General features: G+C 71.0%; 22 protein-coding genes. 10 read left to right on the forward strand and 12 right to left on the reverse strand.

The window, feature by feature from the left end; genetic code table 11:
- Window positions 1-3: 3 nt before the first annotated feature.
- Complete coding sequence (locus ACQP2Y_RS29925; RefSeq protein WP_433718468.1) at window positions 4-687, reverse strand: response regulator; 684 nt, start codon at window positions 685-687, stop codon at window positions 4-6.
- Window positions 684-1,877 (reverse strand): sensor histidine kinase, encoded by a 1,194-nt coding sequence (locus ACQP2Y_RS29930; RefSeq protein WP_433718469.1) that lies wholly within the window; start codon window positions 1,875-1,877, stop codon window positions 684-686. The genes ACQP2Y_RS29925 and ACQP2Y_RS29930 overlap by 4 nt, the downstream gene beginning before the upstream one ends.
- A gap of 174 nt (window positions 1,878-2,051) precedes the next feature.
- Between ACQP2Y_RS29930 and ACQP2Y_RS29935 the strand changes: the two genes are divergently transcribed.
- A complete protein-coding gene (locus ACQP2Y_RS29935) occupies window positions 2,052-4,253 on the forward strand; it encodes an MMPL family transporter (protein ID WP_433718470.1) in 2,202 nt (733 codons plus the stop codon).
- 60 nt (window positions 4,254-4,313) lie between these two features.
- Window positions 4,314-5,249, forward strand: a complete 936-nt coding sequence (locus ACQP2Y_RS29940; protein ID WP_433718471.1) for a phosphatase PAP2 family protein — start codon at window positions 4,314-4,316, stop codon at window positions 5,247-5,249.
- Window positions 5,250-5,262: 13 nt separating this feature from the next.
- Here ACQP2Y_RS29940 and ACQP2Y_RS29945 read toward each other — a convergent pair whose 3' ends face one another.
- Window positions 5,263-5,793, reverse strand: coding sequence for a hypothetical protein (locus tag ACQP2Y_RS29945; protein ID WP_433718472.1), 531 nt, complete (start codon window positions 5,791-5,793; stop codon window positions 5,263-5,265).
- Between the two features lie 158 nt (window positions 5,794-5,951).
- Between ACQP2Y_RS29945 and ACQP2Y_RS29950 the strand changes: the two genes are divergently transcribed.
- Entirely contained in the window at window positions 5,952-6,515 is a 564-nt protein-coding gene (locus tag ACQP2Y_RS29950) for a dihydrofolate reductase family protein (RefSeq protein WP_433718473.1), read from the forward strand.
- Between the two features lie 25 nt (window positions 6,516-6,540).
- Here ACQP2Y_RS29950 and ACQP2Y_RS29955 read toward each other — a convergent pair whose 3' ends face one another.
- On the reverse strand, window positions 6,541-7,107 hold the full coding sequence (locus tag ACQP2Y_RS29955) for a LysE family translocator (RefSeq protein WP_433718474.1): 567 nt from the start codon (window positions 7,105-7,107) through the stop codon (window positions 6,541-6,543).
- A 142-nt stretch (window positions 7,108-7,249) separates the two neighbouring features.
- Here ACQP2Y_RS29955 and ACQP2Y_RS29960 point away from each other — a divergent pair, with 142 nt between their 5' ends.
- On the forward strand, window positions 7,250-8,401 hold the full coding sequence (locus ACQP2Y_RS29960; protein ID WP_433718475.1) for a DUF2786 domain-containing protein: 1,152 nt from the start codon (window positions 7,250-7,252) through the stop codon (window positions 8,399-8,401).
- A 52-nt stretch (window positions 8,402-8,453) separates the two neighbouring features.
- Here ACQP2Y_RS29960 and ACQP2Y_RS29965 read toward each other — a convergent pair whose 3' ends face one another.
- Window positions 8,454-9,944, reverse strand: a complete 1,491-nt coding sequence (locus ACQP2Y_RS29965; RefSeq protein ID WP_433718476.1) for a M1 family metallopeptidase — start codon at window positions 9,942-9,944, stop codon at window positions 8,454-8,456.
- A gap of 146 nt (window positions 9,945-10,090) precedes the next feature.
- On the opposite strand from ACQP2Y_RS29965, the gene ACQP2Y_RS29970 reads away from it, so the two are divergent.
- Complete coding sequence (locus ACQP2Y_RS29970) at window positions 10,091-10,834, forward strand: sugar phosphate isomerase/epimerase family protein (protein ID WP_433718477.1); 744 nt, start codon at window positions 10,091-10,093, stop codon at window positions 10,832-10,834.
- Between the two features lie 71 nt (window positions 10,835-10,905).
- Here the strand turns inward: ACQP2Y_RS29970 and ACQP2Y_RS29975 are convergent, their stop codons facing one another.
- The gene (locus ACQP2Y_RS29975) at window positions 10,906-11,139 is read right to left on the reverse strand and encodes a TM2 domain-containing protein (protein WP_360823652.1); all 234 of its coding nucleotides are present in this window, start codon (window positions 11,137-11,139) and stop codon (window positions 10,906-10,908) included.
- Window positions 11,140-11,469: 330 nt separating this feature from the next.
- Between ACQP2Y_RS29975 and ACQP2Y_RS29980 the strand changes: the two genes are divergently transcribed.
- Both ACQP2Y_RS29980 and ACQP2Y_RS29985 read left to right on the forward strand, forming a co-directional pair.
- Window positions 11,470-11,874: a hypothetical protein gene (locus ACQP2Y_RS29980; protein WP_433718479.1), complete on the forward strand. Its 405-nt coding sequence runs from the start codon at window positions 11,470-11,472 to the stop codon at window positions 11,872-11,874.
- A 219-nt stretch (window positions 11,875-12,093) separates the two neighbouring features.
- Complete coding sequence (locus ACQP2Y_RS29985; RefSeq protein WP_433718480.1) at window positions 12,094-13,242, forward strand: Fic family protein; 1,149 nt, start codon at window positions 12,094-12,096, stop codon at window positions 13,240-13,242.
- 83 nt (window positions 13,243-13,325) lie between these two features.
- Here the strand turns inward: ACQP2Y_RS29985 and ACQP2Y_RS29990 are convergent, their stop codons facing one another.
- From ACQP2Y_RS29990 to ACQP2Y_RS30010, 5 genes are read right to left on the reverse strand one after another with little or no spacing between them, the layout of a single operon-like run.
- Window positions 13,326-14,429, reverse strand: a complete 1,104-nt coding sequence (locus ACQP2Y_RS29990; RefSeq protein ID WP_433718481.1) for a hypothetical protein — start codon at window positions 14,427-14,429, stop codon at window positions 13,326-13,328.
- Window positions 14,423-15,691 carry a glucarate dehydratase family protein gene (locus ACQP2Y_RS29995; protein WP_433718482.1) on the reverse strand — a complete coding sequence of 423 codons (1,269 nt, stop codon included), beginning with the start codon at window positions 15,689-15,691 and terminating at the stop codon, window positions 14,423-14,425. Before ACQP2Y_RS29995 ends, ACQP2Y_RS29990 begins: the two co-directional genes overlap by 7 nt.
- Window positions 15,688-16,569, reverse strand: coding sequence for a carbohydrate ABC transporter permease (locus ACQP2Y_RS30000; protein ID WP_433718483.1), 882 nt, complete (start codon window positions 16,567-16,569; stop codon window positions 15,688-15,690). The genes ACQP2Y_RS29995 and ACQP2Y_RS30000 overlap by 4 nt, the downstream gene beginning before the upstream one ends.
- Window positions 16,569-17,516 (reverse strand): carbohydrate ABC transporter permease, encoded by a 948-nt coding sequence (locus tag ACQP2Y_RS30005; protein WP_433718484.1) that lies wholly within the window; start codon window positions 17,514-17,516, stop codon window positions 16,569-16,571. The genes ACQP2Y_RS30000 and ACQP2Y_RS30005 overlap by 1 nt, the downstream gene beginning before the upstream one ends.
- Window positions 17,513-18,838, reverse strand: coding sequence for a sugar ABC transporter substrate-binding protein (locus ACQP2Y_RS30010; protein WP_433718485.1), 1,326 nt, complete (start codon window positions 18,836-18,838; stop codon window positions 17,513-17,515). The genes ACQP2Y_RS30005 and ACQP2Y_RS30010 overlap by 4 nt, the downstream gene beginning before the upstream one ends.
- Window positions 18,839-18,963: 125 nt before the next feature.
- Between ACQP2Y_RS30010 and ACQP2Y_RS30015 the strand changes: the two genes are divergently transcribed.
- Window positions 18,964-19,776, forward strand: coding sequence for an IclR family transcriptional regulator (locus tag ACQP2Y_RS30015; protein ID WP_433718487.1), 813 nt, complete (start codon window positions 18,964-18,966; stop codon window positions 19,774-19,776).
- A 4-nt stretch (window positions 19,777-19,780) separates the two neighbouring features.
- Here the strand turns inward: ACQP2Y_RS30015 and ACQP2Y_RS30020 are convergent, their stop codons facing one another.
- Window positions 19,781-20,605 (reverse strand): NAD-dependent epimerase/dehydratase family protein, encoded by an 825-nt coding sequence (locus ACQP2Y_RS30020; protein ID WP_433718488.1) that lies wholly within the window; start codon window positions 20,603-20,605, stop codon window positions 19,781-19,783.
- A gap of 157 nt (window positions 20,606-20,762) precedes the next feature.
- Here ACQP2Y_RS30020 and ACQP2Y_RS30025 point away from each other — a divergent pair, with 157 nt between their 5' ends.
- Together ACQP2Y_RS30025 and ACQP2Y_RS30030 are read left to right on the forward strand one after the other, a co-directional pair.
- Window positions 20,763-21,650, forward strand: coding sequence for a 2-hydroxy-3-oxopropionate reductase (locus ACQP2Y_RS30025; protein WP_433718489.1), 888 nt, complete (start codon window positions 20,763-20,765; stop codon window positions 21,648-21,650).
- Window positions 21,643-22,401 carry an HpcH/HpaI aldolase family protein gene (locus ACQP2Y_RS30030; protein WP_433718490.1) on the forward strand — a complete coding sequence of 253 codons (759 nt, stop codon included), beginning with the start codon at window positions 21,643-21,645 and terminating at the stop codon, window positions 22,399-22,401. The genes ACQP2Y_RS30025 and ACQP2Y_RS30030 overlap by 8 nt, the downstream gene beginning before the upstream one ends.
- The last annotated feature ends 13 nt before the right edge of the window (window positions 22,402-22,414 follow it).

Raw genomic sequence — 22,414 nt, forward strand, 5'->3', positions numbered from 1 at the left:
CGGCTATCCGGTGGGCAGCTGCTCGCCCGGGCGGACCAGGCCGCGCTGGTAGGCCAGCACCACCAGCTGCGCCCGGTCGCGGACGTCGAGCTTGGTCATCGCCCGGTTGACGTGCGTCTTCACGGTCAGCGGGGAGACGTACAGCCGCTCGGCGATGTCGTCGTTCGACAGGCCGTGGGCGACCAGCACCAGGATCTCGCGTTCCCGGTCGGTGAGGCCGGTCAGCTCCACCGGGACCTTCCCGGCACCGCCCTCGGGCTGGCTCAGGAACCGGCTGACCAGCCCGCGGGTGGCCCGGGGAGACAGCAGCGCCTCGCCGTCGGCCACCACCCGGATGGCGTGCAGCAGGTCCGCGGGCGCGACGCTCTTGCCCAGGAAGCCGCTGGCGCCGGCCTGCAGGGCGAGCACCACGTTGTCGTCGTTCTCGAAGGTGGTGAGGACCAGGACGCGTACCCCGGCGAGGTTGTCGTCGGCGCCGATCCGGCGGGTGGCCTCCAGCCCGTCCATCCGCGGCATCCGGATGTCCATCAGCACCACGTCGGCCCGGGCCGTACGGGCCAGCGCCACCGCCTCGCCGCCGTCGGACGCCTCGCCGACCACCTCGAACTCCGGCTCCGAGTCGATGATCATCTTGAAGCCGGCCCGGATCAGCGTCTGGTCGTCGGCCAGCAGCACGCGGATGGTCACCGCAGGCAGCCCTTCGCCGGGGCGTCCTCGGTCGGCAGCACGGCGTGCACCCGGAAACGGCCGTCGCCGAGCGGGCCGGCTGTCACGGTGCCGCCCGCCGCGGTGGCCCGTTCGCGCATGCCGAGCAGGCCGTAGCCGGTGCCCTCGGTGTCCCGGTCGGGCCGGATGTCGTTGGTGACCTCGAGGATGACGCCGCTGGGGGCGTACTCGACGAGCAGCACGGCCCGGCCGTCGCCGTACCGGTGGGCGTTGGTCAGGGCTTCCTGCACGATCCGGTACGCCGCCAGGTCGACCATCGCCGGCAACTCCCGCGGGTCGCCGCGCAGCTGGTTCCGTACGGTGAAACCGGCGGCCTGCAGGGCGCCCAGCAGATCCGGCAGCCGGGACAATCCCGGGGCCGGCTCGGTGTTCGCCTGCTCGTCGGAGTTGCGCAGCACGCCCACCACCGACGAGATCTCCTTGAGCACCAGGTCGGAGGCCTCGCGGATGTGCGCCAGCACCGGGCCCACCTGGTCGGGCCGGCGCTCCAGCACGTGGGTGGCCGCGCCCGCCTGCACGCTGATCACCGCGATGTGGTGGGCGACCACGTCGTGCAGCTCCCGGGCGATCCGCAGCCGCTCGTCGATCACGCGGCGCTGCGCCTCCTGCTCGCGGGTCTGCTCGGCGCGGTGCGCCCGGGCCTCGACCTCGGTGACGTAGGCGCGGTGGCTGCGGGCGGCGTCCCCGACGGCGGCGGCCATGAAGATCCAGGCGAAGACGGCCAGGACGTCCGGGCGCCAGCCGGCGGAGACGATGACGGCGGACGCGTAGACCACCGTGGCGGCCGCCAGCGCGCACGTCCAGCCGTCCCGGCGGTTGCGGTGGGCCGCGATGGAGTAGGTGATCACGCCGAGCACCACGATCAGGCCGGGGTTGCTCACTCCCTGGGTGATGCCGCCGACGGTGGCGCAGGTGGCGATCACGAGGGCGGCCCGCGGGCGGCGCCGGCGCTGCAGGACAGCGAGGAACGCCACGACGGCGACGAGCACGTCGCCGATCGTCACGGTCTCGGTGAGGTCGGAGCTCGGCTCCAGCACCGCCGACTTCAGCACGAACCCGGCCAGCACGACGGCGAGCAGGGCATCGACCAGCAGCGGGTGCCACTGAGCGTCGGACCACCGCTTCATCCGCATCACGCCGGTCTCCTCCATCACGCTGACCGTACGCGGGCGGGCGGGACCGGGTCGTCGTCTCGTCGCAGTAGCCGGGGCCGGCCGGAAATACCACGGCGATGGTATGTGACGACTGCACGGGGACGACGCGCCGGGACCGGGATTCATTGATCGTTTCAAGGGTCACCTGACGACGCGATCCCGGGAGTACCGATGGCCACCTACCTCTACCGGCTGGGCCGGTTCAGTTTCCGCCGGCGCAGATTGATCCTCGCGCTCTGGCTCGCCGCATTGGCGTTACTCGGCGTGGGCGCGGCCACGCTGTCGGGACCCACCTCCGACGAGTTCAAGATCCCGGGCACCGAGGCCCAGGAGGCGATGGACCTGCTCGGTCAGCGCTTCCCCGGCGCCGGTGCGGACGGCGCCCAGGCCCGGGTGGTGTTCGCGGCCCCCGCCGGCGAGAAGCTCACCGACGAGCGCAACCGGGCGGCCGTGGCCGAGACCGTCGCCCAGCTCAAGACCGGCGCGCAGGTGGCTGCGGTCTCCGACCCGCTGCAGGGCACCATCAACCAGGCCGGCACGGTCGCGTACGCGCAGGTCACGTACAAGGTCGCCGCCACCGCGCTGACCGACGCCGACCGCGAGGCACTCACCGAGGCCACCGACGCGGGCCGGGATGCCGGCCTGGCCGTGGAGGCCGGTGGTGACGCGGTCCAGGAGCAGGGCGGGCCGGGCAACTCCGAGATCCTCGGCATCCTGGTCGCCGCGGTGGTCCTGGTCATCACCTTCGGCTCGCTGGTCGCCGCCGGGCTGCCGCTGCTGACGGCCATCCTCGGCGTCGCCGCGGCCGTGCTCGGCATCCAGATCGCCTCCGGCTTCGTCGACCTGGGCAGCAGCACCTCCACGCTGGCGCTGATGCTCGGCATCGCCGTGGCCATCGACTACGCGCTGTTCATCGTCTCCCGCTACCGCCACGAGATCACCATCGGGCGCCGCACCGAGGAGGCGGTCGCCCGCGCGGTCGGCACGGCCGGTTCCGCGGTCACCTTCGCCGGGCTCACCGTGTTCATCGCCCTGGCCGCGCTGACCGTGGTCAACATCCCGGTTCTGACCCAGATGGGGCTGGCGGCCGCTTTCGCCGTCGTTGTCGCGGTGCTCATCGCCCTGACCCTGCTGCCCGCCCTGCTCGGCTTCGCCGGCAAGCGCGTCATCAGCCGCCGGGGCCGTGACCCGGAAGCGGGCGCGGCCAAGCCCTCCGCCGGGCTGCGCTGGGCCCAGTTCGTCACCCGCCGCCCGGTGGCCGTCCTGGTCGCCGCCGTGCTGGGCCTGGTCGTGCTCGCGATCCCGGCCCTCGACCTGCGGCTGGGCCTGCCCGGCGACAACATGGCCGGCACCGAGACCACCCAGCGCAAGGCGTACGACATGCTGACCGACGGCTTCGGGCCGGGCTTCAACGGCCCGCTGACCGTGGTGGTCGACGCCGCGTCGAGCCCGGACCCGCAGAACGCCGCGGCCACGGCGGCCGGGACGATCAAGGGCCTGGCCGGGGTCGTCACGGTCAGCCCGCCCACCCTCAACCCGGCCGGTGACACCGCGATCCTGCAGGTCATCCCGGCCACCGCACCGGACAGCGCGGAGACCGAGGCGCTGGTGCACGCGATCCGCGACCAGAACGACGGGCTGCGGGAGCGTACCGGCGCGGACCTGTCGGTCACCGGCACCACGGCGGTCGACATCGACATGTCCGACAAGATGGGCAGCGCGCTGGTGCCGTACCTGGCGGTGATCGTGGCGCTGGCCTTCCTGCTGCTGACGCTGCTGTTCCGGTCGATCCTGGTGCCGATCAAGGCGATCGCCGGCTTCCTGCTCTCGGTGATGGCGACCTTCGGCGCGGTCGTGGCCGTCTTCCAGTGGGGCTGGCTGGGCGGGCTGTTCGGCATCGACCAGGCCGGCCCGGTGATGAGCATGCTGCCGGTGTTCCTGATCGGCATCGTCTTCGGCCTGGCCATGGACTACGAGGTCTTCCTGGTCAGCCGGATGCGCGAGGAGCACGTGCACGGCACGCCGCCGACCCAGGCGGTGGTCAACGGCTTCGCGCACGGGGCCCGGGTGGTGACGGCCGCGGCGATCATCATGGTCAGCGTCTTCTCCGGCTTCATTTTGTCGCCCGAGTCGTTCATCAAGTCCATCGGCTTCGCGCTGGCGGCGGCGATCCTGTTCGACGCGTTCGTGGTCCGGATGACCATCGTGCCGGCGGTGATGACCCTGCTCGGGCGCCGGGCCTGGTGGCTGCCGCGCTGGCTGGACCGGGTGCTGCCGGACATCGACGTGGAGGGCGAGAAGCTGCGCGTCCCGCCGGACGAGGTGAGCGAGCCGGAACACACCGGCTCGGATCTGGTCACCGCCGGCCGATGAGAGTGGCCCGGACCGCCCCGGCGGTCCGGGCACTCACCCCGCGAACAGAGGTGACCCGCGATGACGCTCGCCGACGACCGTACGGCCCGAGCACCCGTGGCCGTACCGCGGACCCGGCCGGCGCCGCTGCGCGAGCTGGCGCTGATCGTGGCGCTGTGGGCCGCCTACAGCCTGGGCCGGCTGGCCGCGGACGGCCACGTCGCCACGGCGATGGCCAACGCGGGCAGGGTCTGGGACCTGGAAAGACTGCTGCGCCTGCCCGGCGAGACCGGCCTGCAGCACCTGCTGCTGCGCTCCGGCGCGGTGGTCGAGGCGGCCAACAGCTACTACGCGTACGTGCACTTCCCGGCCACGATCGCCTTCCTGCTCTGGGTCTACCTGCGCCGCCCGAGCCACTACCGGCCGGTGCGCAACACGTTGGCCCTGCTCACCGGCGCGGCACTAATGGTGCACCTGATCTTCCCGCTGGCCCCGCCCCGGATGCTGGCGCGCACGGGACTCATCGACACCGGGCAGCTGTTCGGGCCCAGCGTCTACGGCTCCCCCGGCACCGACACTGTCACCAACCAGTACGCGGCCATGCCGTCCCTGCACGTGGGCTGGTCGCTGCTGGTGGCGTTCACGCTGATGACACTGACGCGCGGCCGGTGGCGCCGGCTGTGGCTGCTCCACCCGCTGTTCACGCTGCTGGTCGTGGTCGGCACCGCCAACCACTACTGGATCGACGCCGCGGTTGCCGCCGCCCTGCTGGCCGTCGCGATGCGCCTGACCGGGCTCGGCCTCTCCCCCTCGGTCCCTGCACCACTCGTTCCCACGCCGCTGGTTCCCACGCCGCTGGTTCCCGCGCCGCGCCAGGTTCTCTCCGCCCGCGAGCCGGCACCGCACGGCCTCCCTCGGCGCAGTCCGACCCGGCCTCGCACCACCCGGCCCGGTCCGGCCCGGCGGGGCCCCGCACCCCGCGGCCCGATACCGCACGGCCGCACACCGCGCACTTGAGCGCCAGGTAGATCTACACCGCTCCGGCGTGCCGGATGATGACTCCGAGCTTCTGCCCCAGGACGGCCACCCCGACGGCAACAGCCACAGCCAGGACAGCGGCTGACGGTAGCCCCTTCGCAGCGACCAGCACCCCGGCAAGAACCGTGGCCAGGGCGGTACCCATGAACAACGCCCGGCCGGCCATGGTGATCGCGACCACGAATCTCATGCCTGCCCCCGACGCCTCATCGGTCACGACCGACCGGTACGCCACGGCAGCGCCGATGACATAGAGCAACAGCGAAGCGCTCAGCCCCAGGACGGCCACGAAAACAGGTACGGCGATCAGCGTGCCGCTCACTGCCGGCTTGGCGGTCCAGGCACAGGCGACCAAGGCGCCGACCAGGAGCACCGAGGACAGGGCCGTGACCAGCAGACACGTTTGCCTGTCGGCCGCACGGGACGCGCTTCGTCGAGCCTCGGCCAGAGCGGACCACCGTTGGGCTTCACCCTTGATGGCGGCCATGGCGTCAGCTATGTCTTCGTCCGTCGACCCCGACATGTCATGCTCCTCGGAGTCAGACCTCGCGCAGGCATTCGCCACCCTATCGTGGGGGTGCCACCTCGCCCGGTGACCGAACCGGCCCTCGACCGATGAGGTTTCGTCGCGGACGCCGTCTCAATGTGGGTACGAGCGAATCAGCGCACCGGGAGGACGGCATGAGCGACTTCGAACCGCAGACCGCGAACGGCAAGGTCCTGTGGCATTTCACCATGTCACTGGACGGGTTCGTGACCGGGCCGGACCACGACATGGACTGGATGAGCACCGGAATCTCCGAGCGGCCCGGCTTCATCGACCAGTACGTCGAGACGACGGGTGCCGTGCTCGGCGGCCGGCAGGGCTGGGACCGGTTCCCCGCCGCCGGCACCATCTACGGCGGCGCCTGGACCGGGCAAGTCTTCGTGCTGACCCACCACCCCGAGGACGCCAAGCCCGCCGAGCGGGTCACGTTCCTCGACTGCGACGTGGCCGAGGCGGTACGGATCGCCCTGGCGGCAGCCGACGGCAAGAACGTGGAGGTGCTGTCGGCGGACATCGGCCGCCAGCTCCTCGAGCGTGGACTGATCGACGAGATCGACCTGCACATCGCGCCGGTGCTGCTGGGGGACGGCATCCGGCTCTACGACCAAGTCGGCGGCCGCCCGATCTACCTGCACCGCGTCTGCGCCGACGACCCGACGGCCGAGGTGGACGTGCGCTACCGGCCGGCGGCCGCGTAGGGCACCGGAGTTCGGTGGCCGAACGTCACGAGCGGACGAAGGCCAGCCGGGCGCCCAGGCCGAGCAGCGCCGCGCCGCTCAGCCCGTCGAGCGCCCGGCGCACCCCGGACCGGTCGAACACCCGCCGGAACACCGCCACCAGATTCGCCACCGTGCAGAACCACAGCAGCGTGACCGCGACGGCGAGCAGCGAGAGGGTGAGCGTGTCGAGGGTGCCGGGATGCGCGGGCAGGAACTGCGGCAGCAGCGCCAGGAAGAAGACTGCCGCCTTCGGGTTGAGGGCGTTGCAGAGCAGCCCGTCCCGGAACGCCCCGCCGGTCGACCCCGGCACGGCGCCCGGACCGGTCGCGGTGGGACGGATCGCTGCCAGCAGGGCCCTGATGCCCAGGTACGCGAGGTACGCCGCTCCCGCGTACCGGATGGTCGTGAGCACCACCGGGACCGTCGCGACCAGCGCGGCCACCCCCGCGGCCGCCGCCACCGCCCACAGGAAGACGCCGGTGGCCACGCCCGTGGCCGCGGCCATGCCATCCGCCCGTCCGCGCAGGGCCGCGCGGCGCACGACCACCGCGAAGTCCGGGCCCGGCGACATCGCCCAGGCCCACCACGCCGCAGAACGCCATCAGCTGAGCAGCTGTCGTCATGCGGCCCACGGTACGACCACCGGGGTGACGTGCGCCGCCCGGCGGGCCCGCTGTGCGTGATGTCCGGGCCCGACCAGGCATCATGGCCGCGTGGAAACGGTGCGGGAGACGGTCGGGGCGATCGTCGGCGGGCGGACGGGGTACGAGGACGGCCTCGACGCGCTCACCGTCGCGCCGGCCGCAGAGGTGGATCCGGCGCTGGCCACGGCGCTGTTCGACGCCACCGCGCGGCTGTGGCGGGGTGGCTGGCAGCCGGCCGAGCTGCACCGCCTGGTCACCCGGCGCGGCACCGGGATGCAGCCGCTGCTCATCGTCGACTCTGTCGCCGCGTACCTTCGCGGTTTCCGGCCGAAGACGGTCGACCAGCGCTGGCGGGACCAGGCCGCCGAGCTGGACGCCCGCCCGTGGTGGGGTGACGACGCCGACTACCTGCGGCAGGTCACCACCCACCGCCGCATCGACCGGGTCACGCTGATCGACTCGATGCTGAGTTTGGTGACCCTGCTCAACGGGCTGCCGCCGATCGAGGTGCTCGTGCCCCCGCCCGGGCAGGCGACGCCGGTGCGGCGGGCGCCCGGCAATGACGCCAAGCTGGAACGGGTACGGGCGTTGCTGGCCAAGGCCGAGGCGACGACCTTCCCGGCTGAGGCCGAGGCGTACAGCGCCAAGGCGCAGGAGCTGATCTCGCGGCACAGCATCGACGAGGCGCTGCTGGCCGCCGGGGGTGAGAGCGCCGTGGTCCCGTACGCCCGGCGGATCGGGGTTGATCACCCGTACGAGAGTGAGAAGGCGTCGCTGCTGAACTCCGTGGCCCGGGCCAACCGCTGCCACGTGGTCTGGTCCTCCGAGTTCGGCTTCGCCACCGTCTTCGGCTTCGACGCCGACATCGACGCGGTGGATCTGCTGCACACCTCGCTCCTGGTGCAGGCGCACCGGGCGATGGCGCGCACCGAGCCGCGTGGCAAGGCGGGCCGGTCGCGGCTCAAGAACTACCGGCAGTCGTTCCTGGTCGGCTACGCGGTGCGGATCGGGGAACGGCTCGCCGAGGCCAGCCGGGCCGCGCTGGACCAGACCGCCGATCCCGCGGCGCTGCTGCCGGTGCTCGCCTCGCGGGACGTGCAGGTGCGTGAGGCGCGGGACCGTTCGTTCCCGAGCACCACGCGCGGGCGCGGCTTCCGGGTGGCCAGCCTGGAGGGCTGGGAGTCGGGCCGCGAGGCAGCCGACGAGGCGAAACTGCACTGAGAAACTGCACTGGGGGCCCGACCGTCTCCGGCCGGGCCCTCAGCGGGACGGATCAGTGTGCGTGCAGCAGTTCGTGGGTCTGCTGGATCTTCGCCCACGACTTCGGGGCCTGCGGCGCGGCCTTACGGGCCAGCGCGGAGACGCCCTCGATCGCCGGCTTGGACGGCGTGTAGAGCCAGGCCTGGAACAGCTCGTCGAGCTGCTGACCGGAGATCTTCTCGGCGAGCGCGATGAACTCGGCGGTGTTCGCGTCGCCGTCCTTGTGCTCGGCCGCCCAGGTGCGCAGCAGCTCGAAGAAGTCCTCGTCACCGATGGTCAGGCGCAGCTGGTGCAGCGTCATGGCGCCCCGGTCGTACACCGGGTTGCTGAAGATGTCGGCCGCGCCCGGATCGCCGGGTTCGATGGTCCAGAAGTCGGCCGGCTGGGTGGCGTACAGGTAATCGAAGATCTCCTGGGTCGTGCCCTCGCCCTGCTCCTCGGACCACAGCCACTCGGCGTAGCTGGCGAAGCCCTCGTTGAGCCAGATCTCCTTCCACTGCTCGACCGAGATGCTGTCGCCGAACCACTGGTGGGCGTTCTCGTGCACGACCACCGACATGTTGGCGCCGCTGCGGAAGAAGCCGGACGAGTAGACCGACCGGGTCTGCGTCTCCAGAGCGAAGCCGAGTGCGCCCGGCGGCCCCACGACGCCGCCCTGCGCCTCGAACGGGTACGGCCCGAAGACGCCGCTCTCCCACTCGACGACCTCGGCGGTGCGCTCGACGCTGGCCTTGGCCGCATCCTCGAAGTCCTGCGGCAGCAGCTCCGAGTACGCGTTGATGACCTGCTGGCCGTCGACGGTGGTGTCGCGGGTGATCTCGTACTGCCCGATGGCCAGGAACGCCAGGTAGGTGGCCTGCGGGTGCAGCGAGCGCCAGCTCCACCGCTTCCAGCCGAGGATGTCCTGGGTGGGGTTGCGCGGCATGACGCCGTTGCTGAGCACCTCGACGCCGTCGGGCACGGCCACGGAGACGTCGAAGGTGGCCTTGTCGCTCGGGTGGTCGTTGCTCGGGAACCACCACCAGGCGATCTCGGGCTGGCCGACCGCCAGGGCGCCGTCGGCGGTGCGGGTCCAGGCGGTGTAGCCGGCCGCGACCTTGTTGGAGGGAACGCCGGAATACTGCACCACGACGGTCATCGTCTGACCCTGGCTGACCGACCGCGGCGGCGTGACGACCAGCTCGTGGTCGCCCTCACGGGTGAAGGTGGCGGCCCGGTTGTTGACCTTCACGGAGGCCACGTCGAGCACGAAGTCGAGGTGGAAGGAGCTGAGATCCTGCGTCGCCGCGGCCAGGATCGTGGTGGTGCCGGTGAGGCGGTCCTCGCCGGGGTAGTAGCGCAGCCGTACGTCGTAGTGCGAGACGTCGTAGCCGCTGTTGCCGTAGTCCGGGAAGTATTCGTCGCCCAGCCCGGCGCCGCCGGGAGTGGGTGCGGCCTGCGCCGGGAGAGCGGTCCCGGCCAGGGTCAGTGCGGTGGCGAGCGTTGCCACCAGCAGTCGTCGCACGGTCGAACTTCCTTCCGTCGCGGACCGGGTCACGGTCCGGCGTGGAGTGGTCAGCCCGAACCTATCGAAGTATCTCGACGCCTGCCGTCCCCGGGTGGTCCGGGATAGAGTCGTCCTCATCTATGGCAGACATCCGCATCCTTGTCATGACGAAGCCGTTCGGGGATCTTCCGGCCGGCCGGCTCGCCGCGACCCTGGCCGCGCTCGGAGCGGACGGGGCCGAGCTGGTCGTGCGCGACGGCCAGACCGTGACACCGGGCGAGCCCACCCGGCTCAGGGACGTCGCCGCCGAGCTCACCCGCCACGACCTGCAACTCGGCGTGGTCACCACCGACCTGGTCCGGGCCGACGACACCGCCGACACGATCCTCGGCCTGTGCGCCGAGCTGGGCGTGCCCCTGGTCCGCCTCGGCTGGTGGCGGTACGACGCCGCACTCGGCTACCAGCGCATCCTCGACACCGCACGGCGTGACCTGGCCGCGCTGGCCGGGCTGGGCCGCCGGCACGGCGTACGGGTGGCCCTGCAGTTGCACCACGGCACGATCCACCCGTCGGCGGCGCACGCCCTGCGCCTCACGGAGGAGTTGCCCGTCTACCTCGACCCCGGCAACCAGGCGATGGAAGGCAGTGAACAGCTGCCGATGAGCCTGGACCTGCTCGGTGACCGGATCGCCTGCGTAGGCGTGAAGAACGCGGCCTGGCGCGGCGCCGGTCTTGCCTGGCAACCGCTGGCCGACGGCGGCGGGGTCGTCGACTGGCCCGCGACGCTGAGCACGCTGCGCGAGCGCGGATGTGCCGGCCCGTTGTCCCTGCACGCCCACTACCCGATGGCCGACCCGGTCGCCGCCGTCGGGCGGGACCTGGCCCACCTGCGGACATTGAGCGCCTGAACGAACCGATGCCCGGTCGTGCCGCCGCTTGACTCGCGCGGGGGCACAGCCGGGCATCGCGGAGATACGGGTCAGCGCGAGAGCGCGAGCCCCTGCTTGTCCGTGAACTTCCCGACCGCGATCATGATGAAGTCGATCAGCGCCCAGAGGCCGAACCCGCCGAAGGTGATCAGCATGAGAACACCCGTGCCGATCTTGCCGACGTAGAAGCGGTGGATGCCGAGCACGCCCACGAAGAAGCTGAGCACCAGCGCGACGACCCAGGACTTCGAGCCCGTACCGATGGGGGTCTGGGTAGCAGTCATTCTCTTTATGTCTCCTGTCAGAGATACGTCAAAGCCGGTGCACGGTAGCGGGACAGGGCATCCGCAAGCAAGATCAAAGTCAAAAATTGGTGCATACGGGAACCGCCCCTGACGCTGGACGGAGGCCTCCCCAACCCCGAATGCACAATCGGTTCCGGGTTACTCGGGATACTGGCCACAGTCAGAAACGATCCCAGCATTGCAGCCAGTCCGTTGATCTTGTCATCCTCGACGAAGGCATAGCCGGACCCGGCAAGACAGTCAGGAACCGCAACACGGTGGAGATATCTATACCCTTCAGACCTGGCCGTCGATGGCCAAGATGGAAGCATGCGAATTCGGGTGTCAACCGGGCTGGCAGTGGTGCTTCTGATGTTCGTCGGAGCGGGCTCATTCTGGGCGGGCCGGGTGACGGGCGCCGAGCCGCGGCCGGCGGCCGATCGAGGGTACGACGCCGGACATGCCGACGGCCTCCGCGAGGGCCGCGCTGAGCAGGCCACGTTGAACCTGCCGACGACCGACAAGTCGATCTTCGAATCTGGCTACGCCGCCGGGGCAACTGACGTCTTCGCCGGCTACGACGGTGGCTGGGACCACAACGCCCCGTACGTCATCGTGCTGGCACCGGGCGGCCCCGCCGTCACCTACCGCTTCGAATCGCGAACGCGTCTGAAGCCGGGCGTGGACTACTACCTCTGCCCCGACGGCCATAAGCTGTGCCGGCGGCCGCGCTGACCGGGCGCCGGCGATGACGCGGCCGCGAGACAGCGCCGAACCGCCGATCACCACTTTGAGCGACCCGCTACCAGGACGTTTGACCAGCTCACGGACCTTGCGGTCGTCGTCTCACGAGAATCGCGGTGGGCCGTGTGACCGGATGTTCGATGTTGCTATGTAGCTAACGAAGCGACAAGTTGGCTAATATGTTGCTATGTTAAAGACATCGACCGCATCATGATCTATGACAATCCATCCCTGACCAGCGAGGATCAAAACGTCCTTGCCGAGATCCACGACATGCGGCGACAGCTGGCCAGTGCGCTCCGGGCGCCTCGACGCTGGCAAGGCGGACTTCGACGCACGATGCTCGCGCGTGCGATCCGTGGATCCAACAGCATCGAAGGTTATGTGGTCGACGAGGACGACGCGGCTGCCGCCCTCGACGACGAGGAACCGCTCAGCGCCGACGAGCGCACCTGGGCGGAGATTCGCGGGTACCGGCAAGCACTCGGTTACGTCCTCCAGATGGCCGGCGATCCGCACTTCGTCATCGACACCTCAGCGATGCGGAGCATGCACTACATGATGCTCGCGCACGACCTCGCCAAAAGCCCCGGCCAGTATCGAAACGGCCCGATCTACGTCCACGATGAGAAGCGCGACCTCGTCGTCTACGAGGGCCCCGACGCCGGACGCGTGCCCGCGCTGATGGAGGAACTTGCCACCAGCCTGCGCGCCGACCTCGACGTCGATCCGCTCGTCCGGGGCGCCATGGCCCACCTGAACCTCGTCATGATTCATCCGTACCGCGACGGCAACGGCCGGATGGCCCGCGCCCTGCAAACGCTGACCATCTCCCGGCAAACCATCGTGGAGCCGGCATTCTCGAGCATCGAAGAGTGGCTCGGACACAACACGGACGACTACTACCACGTTCTCGCAGTCACTGGTCAGGGCAGCTGGCGGCCCCGTCCCGACGCCCACTTGTGGGCCGCCTTCAACATCCGGGCTCATCATATGCAGGCCCAAACTGTCGCTCAGCGAATGGACGAAGCGTCCGAGATCTGGAAGGAGCTCGACGAACTCATCGGCGCCTATCACCTACCCGAGAGAATGACCGGAACGCTCTACGAAGCAGTTCTCGGCTACCGGGTTCGTCGGCCCGGCTACATGAAGATGGCTGGCGTCGAGAAGCACACCGCCACCCGAGACCTCAGCCGCCTTGCTGAACTCCAGTTGCTGCACCCCCGAGGTGAAACCCGAGGCAGGCACTACCTCGCCGGCCAGCGTCTCCGCGAACTGCGCGAAGAGTGCCGCAAACGCCGTCGCGCCATGATCGACCCATACCCCTGGATGCAAACCCGACTCGCGGAAGCGACATGACGACCCCGACGACATGGCACGCCGGAGCAGCTCCCACTCAGGATGACCGTGGGGCGTGCGGGACTCGAACCGCGACCGAGGGACTACCCGTCCGCCGCGGCGGCGGCCGCGGCAATCCTTAGCAACTTCTGGCGGTCCGGGCCCCCCAGACCGAGATGATACAAGCTGATCCGAGCCGCGCCCGCCGCCCGCAGCCGAGCCACGTGCCCGGGTACGGCGTCCGCCTCGGCAGGCGGCAACACCGTCACGTAGGCGTCCACCGGCAGCCCCGTCGCGGCAGCCCGGCGCACCAGCTCGGCGGAGGCGTCAGTGGTCGGCCACGCCGGCACCAACAGCGCGTCGACGTCAGCCGCGACACTCGGGGTGAGACCCGGCGACGGCCCGGTAGCCCAGGGATCGGGGTTGGCGTGGAACGTGATCGGCACCCCAGGCGCCTGCTCACGGACAGCGGCCAGCACCTCGGAACGCAAGGCATCAGTGTTCGCGTGCCGATTCGCCAGCACCGCCGCCAGCACGTCATCGGACACCGAACCCGCGCGCAGCCCAGCCACAACCTCATCGGACACAAGACCCGCAGCCTGCCAACCGGAACGGCACGAAGCACAACAGCAGACGGACAGCAGCCGCACCTCCGCGGCGGTCCAGGCACCGTCGGTCTTCTCATGGTGTCCGAGGTGGACAAGACCGAGCTGCCCGCACGCCTCCAACGAAATCCCGTCCACGGCCACATCCCGGACGGCTTCACCGGCCAAGGTCGCCGCATACGCGCGGACCTCCGGATGCGCCGGGCACAACGCGTACGGGTAGCGCTCGCCGAAGCAGTTCACCACCGCGGTCTCCGGGTGTTCCAGGCCGAGCCGGGTGTTGTGGGTCAGCACGATCCACGCGTTGACCGCCAGCCCCGCCGCCCGAAGGGTGCTTGCCGCCGTACCGAAAGGGTCTTTCTCGGTCATCCAGTCCGGGCCCGCGGCCCGCAGCGGCCGGCCGGCCCAGGCCGCGGCCCGGATCGGCCGGTAGAGCGCGGCGTAGCGGGCGTCGACGACCCGCCGCGACGGATGCAGCGGGGTCGCGGCCCGGACCGAGTGGTACGTCGCGGCCAGCGTCACCGTGTCGACGGCCTCGGCCGCCCGCCCGGCGAAGGCCGGATCGCCCAGCACATCCCACGGGTACGCGTGCCCGCTCACCATCGTGGCCTCCGCTTGGTGTAACCCGGCTCGAACAGCCGCATGTACGCGGTGTCGTCGCGTTCCCGGATCCCGCACGTCAGATAGTTCTCGTGCAGCCGGGCCAGCGCGTCCTGGTCCAGGCTGACGCCGAGCCCCGGCGCGTCCGGGACGGTGACCGATCCGTCGATGAAGTGCAGCGGCTCGGCCACCACGTCGACGCCGAGCTGCCACGGCATGTGCGTGTCCACCGCGTACGTCAGGTTCGGCGTGGCCGCCGCCAGGTGGGTCATCGCGGCCAGGCTGATCCCCAGGTGGCTGTTCGAGTGCATGGACAGCCCGAGCCCCCAGGTGCGGCAGATGGTCGCCAGGTGTGCCGACGCGGTGAGCCCGCCCCAGTAGTGGTGGTCGGCGAGCACGATGCCCACCGAGCCCCGCGCCACCGATTCTGGCAGGTCGGCGAAGCGCACCACGCACATGTTGGTGGCCAGCGGCATCGGGGCCAGCGCGGCGACCTCGGCCATGCCGGCCAGCCCGGCGGTCGGGTCCTCCAGGTACTCCAGCAGGCCGGCGGTCTCCTCGGCGACCTTGACCGAGGTGTCGACGGTCCACGCGCAGTTCGGGTCCAGGCGCAGCGGCATGTCCGGGAACGCCACGCGGAGCGCTCGGATCGCGTTGATCTCCTGCTCCGGTGGGAAGACGCCACCCTTGAGCTTGATCGAACGGAAGCCGTACCGGTCGATCATGCGCCGGGCCTGGGCGACGATGCCGGCCGGGTCGAGCGCCTCGCCGTACTCGTCGGGCTCGGCCCCGGGGTGCCCGGCCCACTTGTAGAACAGGTACGCCGAGAACGGGACGGTCTCCCGGACTTTGCCGCCGAGCAGCGCGTGCACGGGCCGCTCGGTCACTTGTCCCTGGAGGTCGAGCAGGGCCACCTCGAACGGCGAGACGATCCGGGCCAAGGTCTTCTCGGCGCTGGAGCCGCCGGTCAGTCCGTGCCGGTCGGGGGCGTCCACCACCCCGACGGCGGCGGCGATCCGGGAGCGCAGCCCGGCCAGGTCGAAGACATCCAGCCCGGCGAGCGCCCCGGCGGCCCGGCCCAGCAACGCGAGATGCGGGGCATCGCCGTAGGTCTCGCCGAGCCCGACCAGTTCGTCACCACAGTGGACCTGCACGATCGCGCGCAGCGCCCAGGGCTGGTGCACCCCGGCGGAGTTGAGCAACGGCGGATCGGGAAAAGCAATAGGCGTGATCGTCACGGCGATGACGGGCAGCGAGGTGGTCATCCCTTTATGGCTCCTGAGGTCAGGCCGCGCATGAACTGTCGTTGCATGGCCAGGAAGGCCAGCACCGAGGGCAGCAGCGCGAGCAGCGCGGCCGCGAGCAGCACCCCGAGGCCCACCTGATCGTCGCTGCGCAGGGTGCGCAGCGCCAGCGGCAGGGTGAACTTCGCGGCGTCGTCGGCGACCAGCAGCGGCAGCATGTACTGGTCCCAGATCATCGTGAAGCCGAAGATGCCGATGACGCCCAGCGCCGGCCGGCACAGCGGCAGCACCACCGACCAGAAGATCCGCAGGTCGCCGGCGCCGTCGAGGCGGGCCGCCTCCTCCAGCTCGACGGGGATCTCCTTCATGAACTCGGTCATCACCAGGATGGAGAAGGCCCAGGCCCCGACCGGGATGATCATGCCGGCCAGGGTGCCGATGAGGTTGACGTGCAGCACCGGCACGTCGGCCAGCACCAGCGACAGCGGGATGGCCAGGATCTCCTCGGGCAGCATCAGGGTGGACAGGATCAGCAGCAGGACCAGCTGCATGCCCGGGAAACGCTTACGGGCCAAGGCGTACGCGGCGGAGACGCTCACCAGGATCTGCAGCAGCAGGCCGCCGCCGACCACGATGAAGGAGTTCGCCAGGTAGGTCAGCACATCGCGGTCCACGGCCGCGGCGAAGTTGTCCAGGGTCAGACCGCGCGGGATCAGCGTCAGCCGGGTCGGGTCGGTGACCGGGGTGAAGGCGCTGACCAGCAAGGCGATCAGCGGCCCGGCGAAGACCGCGACCAGCACCAGGTAGAGCAGCACCCGGGCGGCGAAAGCGACCGGGCCCGGCGCGGCACCCCAGCCCAGCGCGGTGTCCAGCCGGGCACCCACGTTGCGGCGGCCCATCACGCGGCCGCCCGCCGGCGCGAGGCCCGCACGGCGACGGTCAGCACCACGGTGGCCAGCAGCAACAGCACCGAGCCGGCCGAGGCGATGCCCAGCTCATTGCGTTCCAGCCCGAGTTTGTAGACCAGCGTCATGACCACCTCGGTGGAACCGTTCGGCCCGCCGTTGGTCAGCAGGAAGATCTCGGTGAAGACCCGCAGGCCGCGGATCGCGGCCAGGGTCAGCAGGATGGTCAGCACCGGGCGCAGCGCGGGCACGGTGACATGCCACAGCCGCCGCAGCGGCCCGGCGCCGTCGGCGGCGGCCGCCTCGTAGAGGGCGCGGTCGACGCCGACCAGGCCGGCCAGAAAGATCATCATGTCGTACGGTGCCCCGCGCCAGATGCCGACGCCCATGACCGACCACAGGGCCGAGTCGGCGGAGTTGAGGAACTGCGAGGGCCCGGCGCCGAACCAGCCGAGGATGCTGTTGATCGCGCCGTCGCCGACCGGGTAGTAGAGGATGCGCCACAGCTCGGCGACCACGGCCATCGCGGCGACCGTGGGCAGGAAGACGGCCGTGCGGACGAACCACAGGCCCCGCGACGAGCCTTCGAGCAGCAGCGCGAGGACGAAGCCGAGCACGAGCGAACCGAGGGTCTGCCCGAGGGCCAGCACCACGGTGTGACCGATGGCCGAGGTGAACGACGGGTCGGTGAGCACGTCGTGGTAGTTGGCCAGGCCGACGAAGCGGTCGCCGAGGTACGGCCGTACCTCGTGGAAGCTCATCTCGACGGCCCGGACCATCGGCACGAACTTGAAGACCGCGAAGAGCAGCAGGGCCGGGGCCAGGAACAGCCAGGCCGGCAGGTGCCGCCGCAGCGCGAGGCGCAGGCGGCTCCGCCGGGCCGGCGCGGCGGGCGCGGGCGGCGCGCCCGTCCGGGCCGGCACGGCGGGAGCCATTGTCATCCCTTGACCCCCTGCTTGGTCAGCTCGGCGTCGAACGTCTGGGCCAGCTTGTCGAGCTGGGCCTTGGTGTCCGAGCCGCAGTCGGCCACGATCGTGTTGATCGTCTCGGCGGCGGCCTGCCGGAACGGCGTCCAGTCCGGCACAGCCGGCACGTAGCGGCCGGACGTCTTGAAGACCTGCTCGAAGGTGGCCCAGCGGGTGTCCTTGCGGACCGTGGACAACTGCACCCCGGTGTTGACCGGCAGCCGGACGATGCCGCCGTCGGAGTCACCGGCCATGCCGATGGTCTGGCCCTGCACCGAGACGGCGAACTCGGCGAACTTCTGCTGCCCGGTCTCGTTGGCCGAGCCGGCCATCAGGTAGACGTTCTCCCCCTCGGCCAGCGACTGGGCCTTGCCACCGGGACCGGCCGGGAGCGCGACGATCTCGTACTTGTCCTTGCCGAGGTTCTTGTCGAAGCGGGCCATGTTGTACGGCCCGGTGAAGTAGATGCCGCCCTTGCCGGTCTCGAACAGCGGGTGGGCCTGAGTGGTCTCCAGGGTGACCGCACCCGGCACGACGTCCTTGTCGGTGCAGAACTGCTTCTTGAAGCCGTCGACCACGGCGACCGACTGCGGGGTGTTGACGGCCGTCGTGAACTTGCCGGTGTCGCCGCTGAGGAAGTCGCCGCCGCCGGACCACAGGAAGCTGGTCAGGTACCAGGCGGTGTAGCCGCGCTTGGTCGAGCCGGGGACCACGTAGCCGTACGTGTCGGCCTTGCCGTTGCCGTCCGGGTCCTCGGTGGTGAACGCCTGGGCCAGCGCGTCGAGCTCGGCCCAGGACTTCGGTTGCGCGGCGCCGACCTTCTCGCGCCAGTCCTTGCGGATGAACAGCGCGAAGGACTGGGCCGAGAACGGGACCCCGTACGTCTTGCCGTCGGCGCCGGTGGCGGCGTCCCACGACGTCGGGCTGAGGTCGGCCCCGCCGGCCAGGGCGGCCTTGTCGACCTCGCGGACCAGGCCCTGCTTGACCAGCGTGCCGAGCTGGGCGGTGTCGTTGATGACGATGTCGGGCAGGTCCTTCTGGGCGGCGGCCTGCTGCAGCTTGGTCTCGAAGTCCTCGAACAGCGCGGTGACGGTGGCCGGAGTGCCGGTGGCGGCGGTGAACCCGGCGGCGATCGCCTTGGCGGTCTTCTCGGAGTTGGAGCCGGGGGGTTTGCGGATCCAGATGTCCAGCGCGGCGTTGGCGTCCTGTTCGGGGGCGCCGTCGTCGCCGCAGGCGGTGAGTCCGGTCGCGACCAGCATCGTGGCCATGACCGTCGCCAGCAGTCTCCTGGTAGACATGGGGATGCCTCCTGTCTACATATGTGGAAGCGTTTCGAGCTTGTGGAAGGCAAGTACGCACAAGCTAGCTTTCGGTACTATGGCCGTCAACAGTCCGGAAACAATCGACCGCGATGGTGGCTGACATGGCTCTAGCTCGATCCCGCCCGGTCGCCCACCCATCCACCGGGGCCAATGACTCGTCGCCGGTGAAGTCCGCGGAGCGCACGGTCAAGATCCTGGAGACGCTCGCCGCCTCCCCGACGAAGCTGACGCTCTCGGAGCTCCAGGAGCGGATGGGCTACCCCCGTTCCAGCCTGCACGCGCTGGTGCGCACGCTGCGCGAGCTGAAGTGGGTGGAGGCGGACGAGAGCGGCTCCGCCTTCGGCGTCGGCCCGCACGCCCTGCTGTCCGGAACGGCCTATCTGGACCGCGACCCGGCCCTGCGGTACGCGTACGAGACGCTGGAGGATCTGCGCACCGAGGTCGGCCACACCATCCACTACGCCCGGCGCGACGACACCCACGTGCTGTACCTGGCCAGTCGCGAGTCGCGCGAGGCCGAACGGGTCATCTCCCGGGTCGGGCGCCGGCTGCCGGCCCACGTCACCGGGCTGGGCCAGGCGCTGCTCGCCGACCTGACCGAGGCCGAGGTGGACGCCCTGCTGCCGGACACCCTGGAGGCGTTCACCCCGCACTCGATCACCGGGCGGGCCGCGCTGCACGCCGAGCTGGACGCGGTCCGCCGGCGCGGCTGGGCGTACGAGGTCGAGCAGGGCACACCCGGGGTGGCGTGCGTCGCCGTCGCGGTCGGCTACCGCATCCCGGCCACCGACGCCATCTCCTGCTCGATGCCGGCCGACCTGGCCCAGGGCGCCCACCTGGACAAGGTGGTGGCGGCGGTGACCGCGCACACGAACGCCCTCGCCGCGACACTGCGCCGCGAGGGCATTCGCTGACCGCTCACATCGGTTCGCCGAGCGGCAGGTCGCACCACCAGGAGCCGACCCGGTTCAGCAGCGGGTCGTGCGCGAAGTCCGGCTCACCGAACTCGGCGATGCGCCGCTCGGCGTAGATCTCGGCGTCGTCCTTGGGGAAGTAGCCGATCGCCTCGCCCTCGGCCAGCGACCACCAGCGGCGGGTGTTGCGGCTGACGCCCCAGATGATCCGGTAGCCCGGGCTCTCGGCCGCCACGCAGGCCTCGACCAGCCGGGCGCCGTCGTCGGGCGAGAGCCACAGGGCCAGGCCGCGCAGCTGCGGCGGGGTCGGGAACCACAGTCCGATGCGGACACAGATGACCTCGAGGTCGAAGCGGTCCACGTAGAGCCGGCCGAGGGACTCCACGGCGGCCTTGCTCCAGCCGTACAGGGTGTCGGGGCGGGGCGGGAGGTCGGCCGGCAGCCCGTCGGGGTAGCGGTCGTCGTCGCGCGGGTGGAAACCGGCGGCATGGCTGGACGAGGCGAGCACGACGCGCCGGACCCCGCTGCGCCGGGCCGCTTCGAGCAGGCAGTACGTCCCGTACGCGTTGCGCCGCAGCACGTCCTCGGCGCCGGCCTCCTTGCTCTGCCCGCCCAGGTGCACGATGGCGTCCACGCCGTCGCACGCCGCCACCAGGGCCTCCTGGTCGTCCACCGACGCGATGACGACCTCCTCGGCGCCACCGCCCTCGACCGGCGCCGGCTCCACGATATCGAGCAGCCGCAGGGTGCGGCCCGCGGCGGCGAGGCGGGGCCGCAGCAGCCCCGCGACCTTTCCCGCGCCGCCGGTGATGAGGAGTCGCTGAGCCATCGGGGAACCTCCACGTTCATGACCGTCGTCGATGCGACGGAACCCTAACATCCGGTTCCCATACATATTGCTTGCTTGACCGGTCGACAGGCCTCCTCTAGTTTGGGTCGCATTCAGCACCGCAACAGGCATCCATATATGTGGACGGGGTACGTGCATGCCAGACGCCATCGGCTTCATCGGCCTGGGGATCATGGGCTCGCCCATGGCCGCCAATCTCGTCAAGGCGGGCTACGACGTCGCGGGCCACTCCCGCGGCCGGGCCGGCCTCGACCGGCTCGCCGCCGCGGGTGGCCGTCCGGTCCGGGACGTCGCCGAGGCCGTGGCCGGCGCGGACGTGGTCATCACGATGCTGCCCGACTCCCCCGACGTCGAGCAGGTCGTTCTCGGTCCCGGCGGGGTCCTCGCCCACGCCCGGCCGGGCACGCTGCTCATCGACATGTCCACCGTCCGGCCGCAGACCGCCCGCACGGTCGCGGCGGCCGCGGCCGACCGGGGCGTCCGGGCCCTGGATGCCCCGGTCTCCGGCGGTGAGCAGGGGGCCACCGAGGGCACGCTGTCCATCATGGTCGGCGGGGCCGAGGCTGACGCCGAGTCGGCCCGGCCCGTGCTCGAAGCGCTCGGCACCACGATCGTGCACGTCGGACCGGCCGGCGCCGGCCAGACGGTGAAGGCCGCCAACCAGCTCGTCGTCGCCGGCACCATCCAGCTCGTGGCCGAGGCGATCGTGCTGCTGGAGGCCAGCGGCGTCGACGCCGGGGCCGGCCTGCGGGTGCTGGCCGGCGGCCTGGCCGGCAGCACGGTGCTGGACCGCAAGGCAGCCGGCATGCTCGCGCGCAGCTTCGCCCCCGGCTTCCGGGTCGACCTGCACCACAAGGATCTGGGCATCATGCTGGAGGCCGCCCGCGAGGCCGGCGCCGTCGTCCCGGTCGGCGCCCTGCTGGCCCAGCTCATGGCCGCATTGCGGGCCCAGGGTGACGGCGCGCTGGACCACACGGCGCTGCTGCGGATGGCCGAGCGGATGGCGGGCCGGGCCGATGGCTGACCTGCGGGACCGGCTGCGGGCCGGCGAGCTGCTCTATGGCACGTTCCTCGGGCTCGGCTCGGCGCTGGCCGCCGAGGCCTGCGCGGTTGCCGGCTTCGACTGGCTGCTGGCCGACCTCGAGCACGGCGGCGGGGACGAGCCGGCCCTGCTGCACCAGCAGATCGCCGCCGAGGCGCACGGGCTGGCCATGGTCGCGAGGGTCGAGTCGGCCGAGCGGATCCGCACCGGCCGGGTCCTCGACGTCGGCGTCACCGGGGTGATGTTCCCCCGGCTGGAGACGCCCGAGGAGGTCACCGCGGCGGTCCGGCACCTGCGCTATCCACCGGCCGGCGACCGCGGCGTGGCCACCTACAACCGGGTGTACGACTTCGGACTGCGCCCCGAAGGCCTGGAGACCGCCAACGACGGTGTGCTCGGCATCGTGCAGGTGGAGAGCCGGCGAGCGCTGGCGTCGATCGCCGAGATCGCCGCCATCCCCGGCGTCGACGTGCTCTTCGTCGGCCCCCGCGACCTGTCGCACGACCTCGGCGTGCCCGGAGCCTTCACCCACCCCGACTTCCGGGCCGCGCTCGACGAGGTGCTGGTCGCGGCCAAGAACGCCGGAATCACCGCCGGCATCCTGGCCGGCCACGCCCGGCAGGCCCAGGAGTACGCGGACCTGGGCTTCCGCTTCGTCGGCGTGGGCTCGGACGCGTCCCTGCTGGCCCGCGCCGCCCACGACACCGTCCGCTACCTGCGCGACAACGACTGACGCACGACCTCCG

This window comes from Actinoplanes sp. CA-051413 (assembly GCF_050955795.1).
In the GTDB taxonomy this organism is placed as follows: Bacteria; Actinomycetota; Actinomycetes; order Mycobacteriales; family Micromonosporaceae; genus Actinoplanes.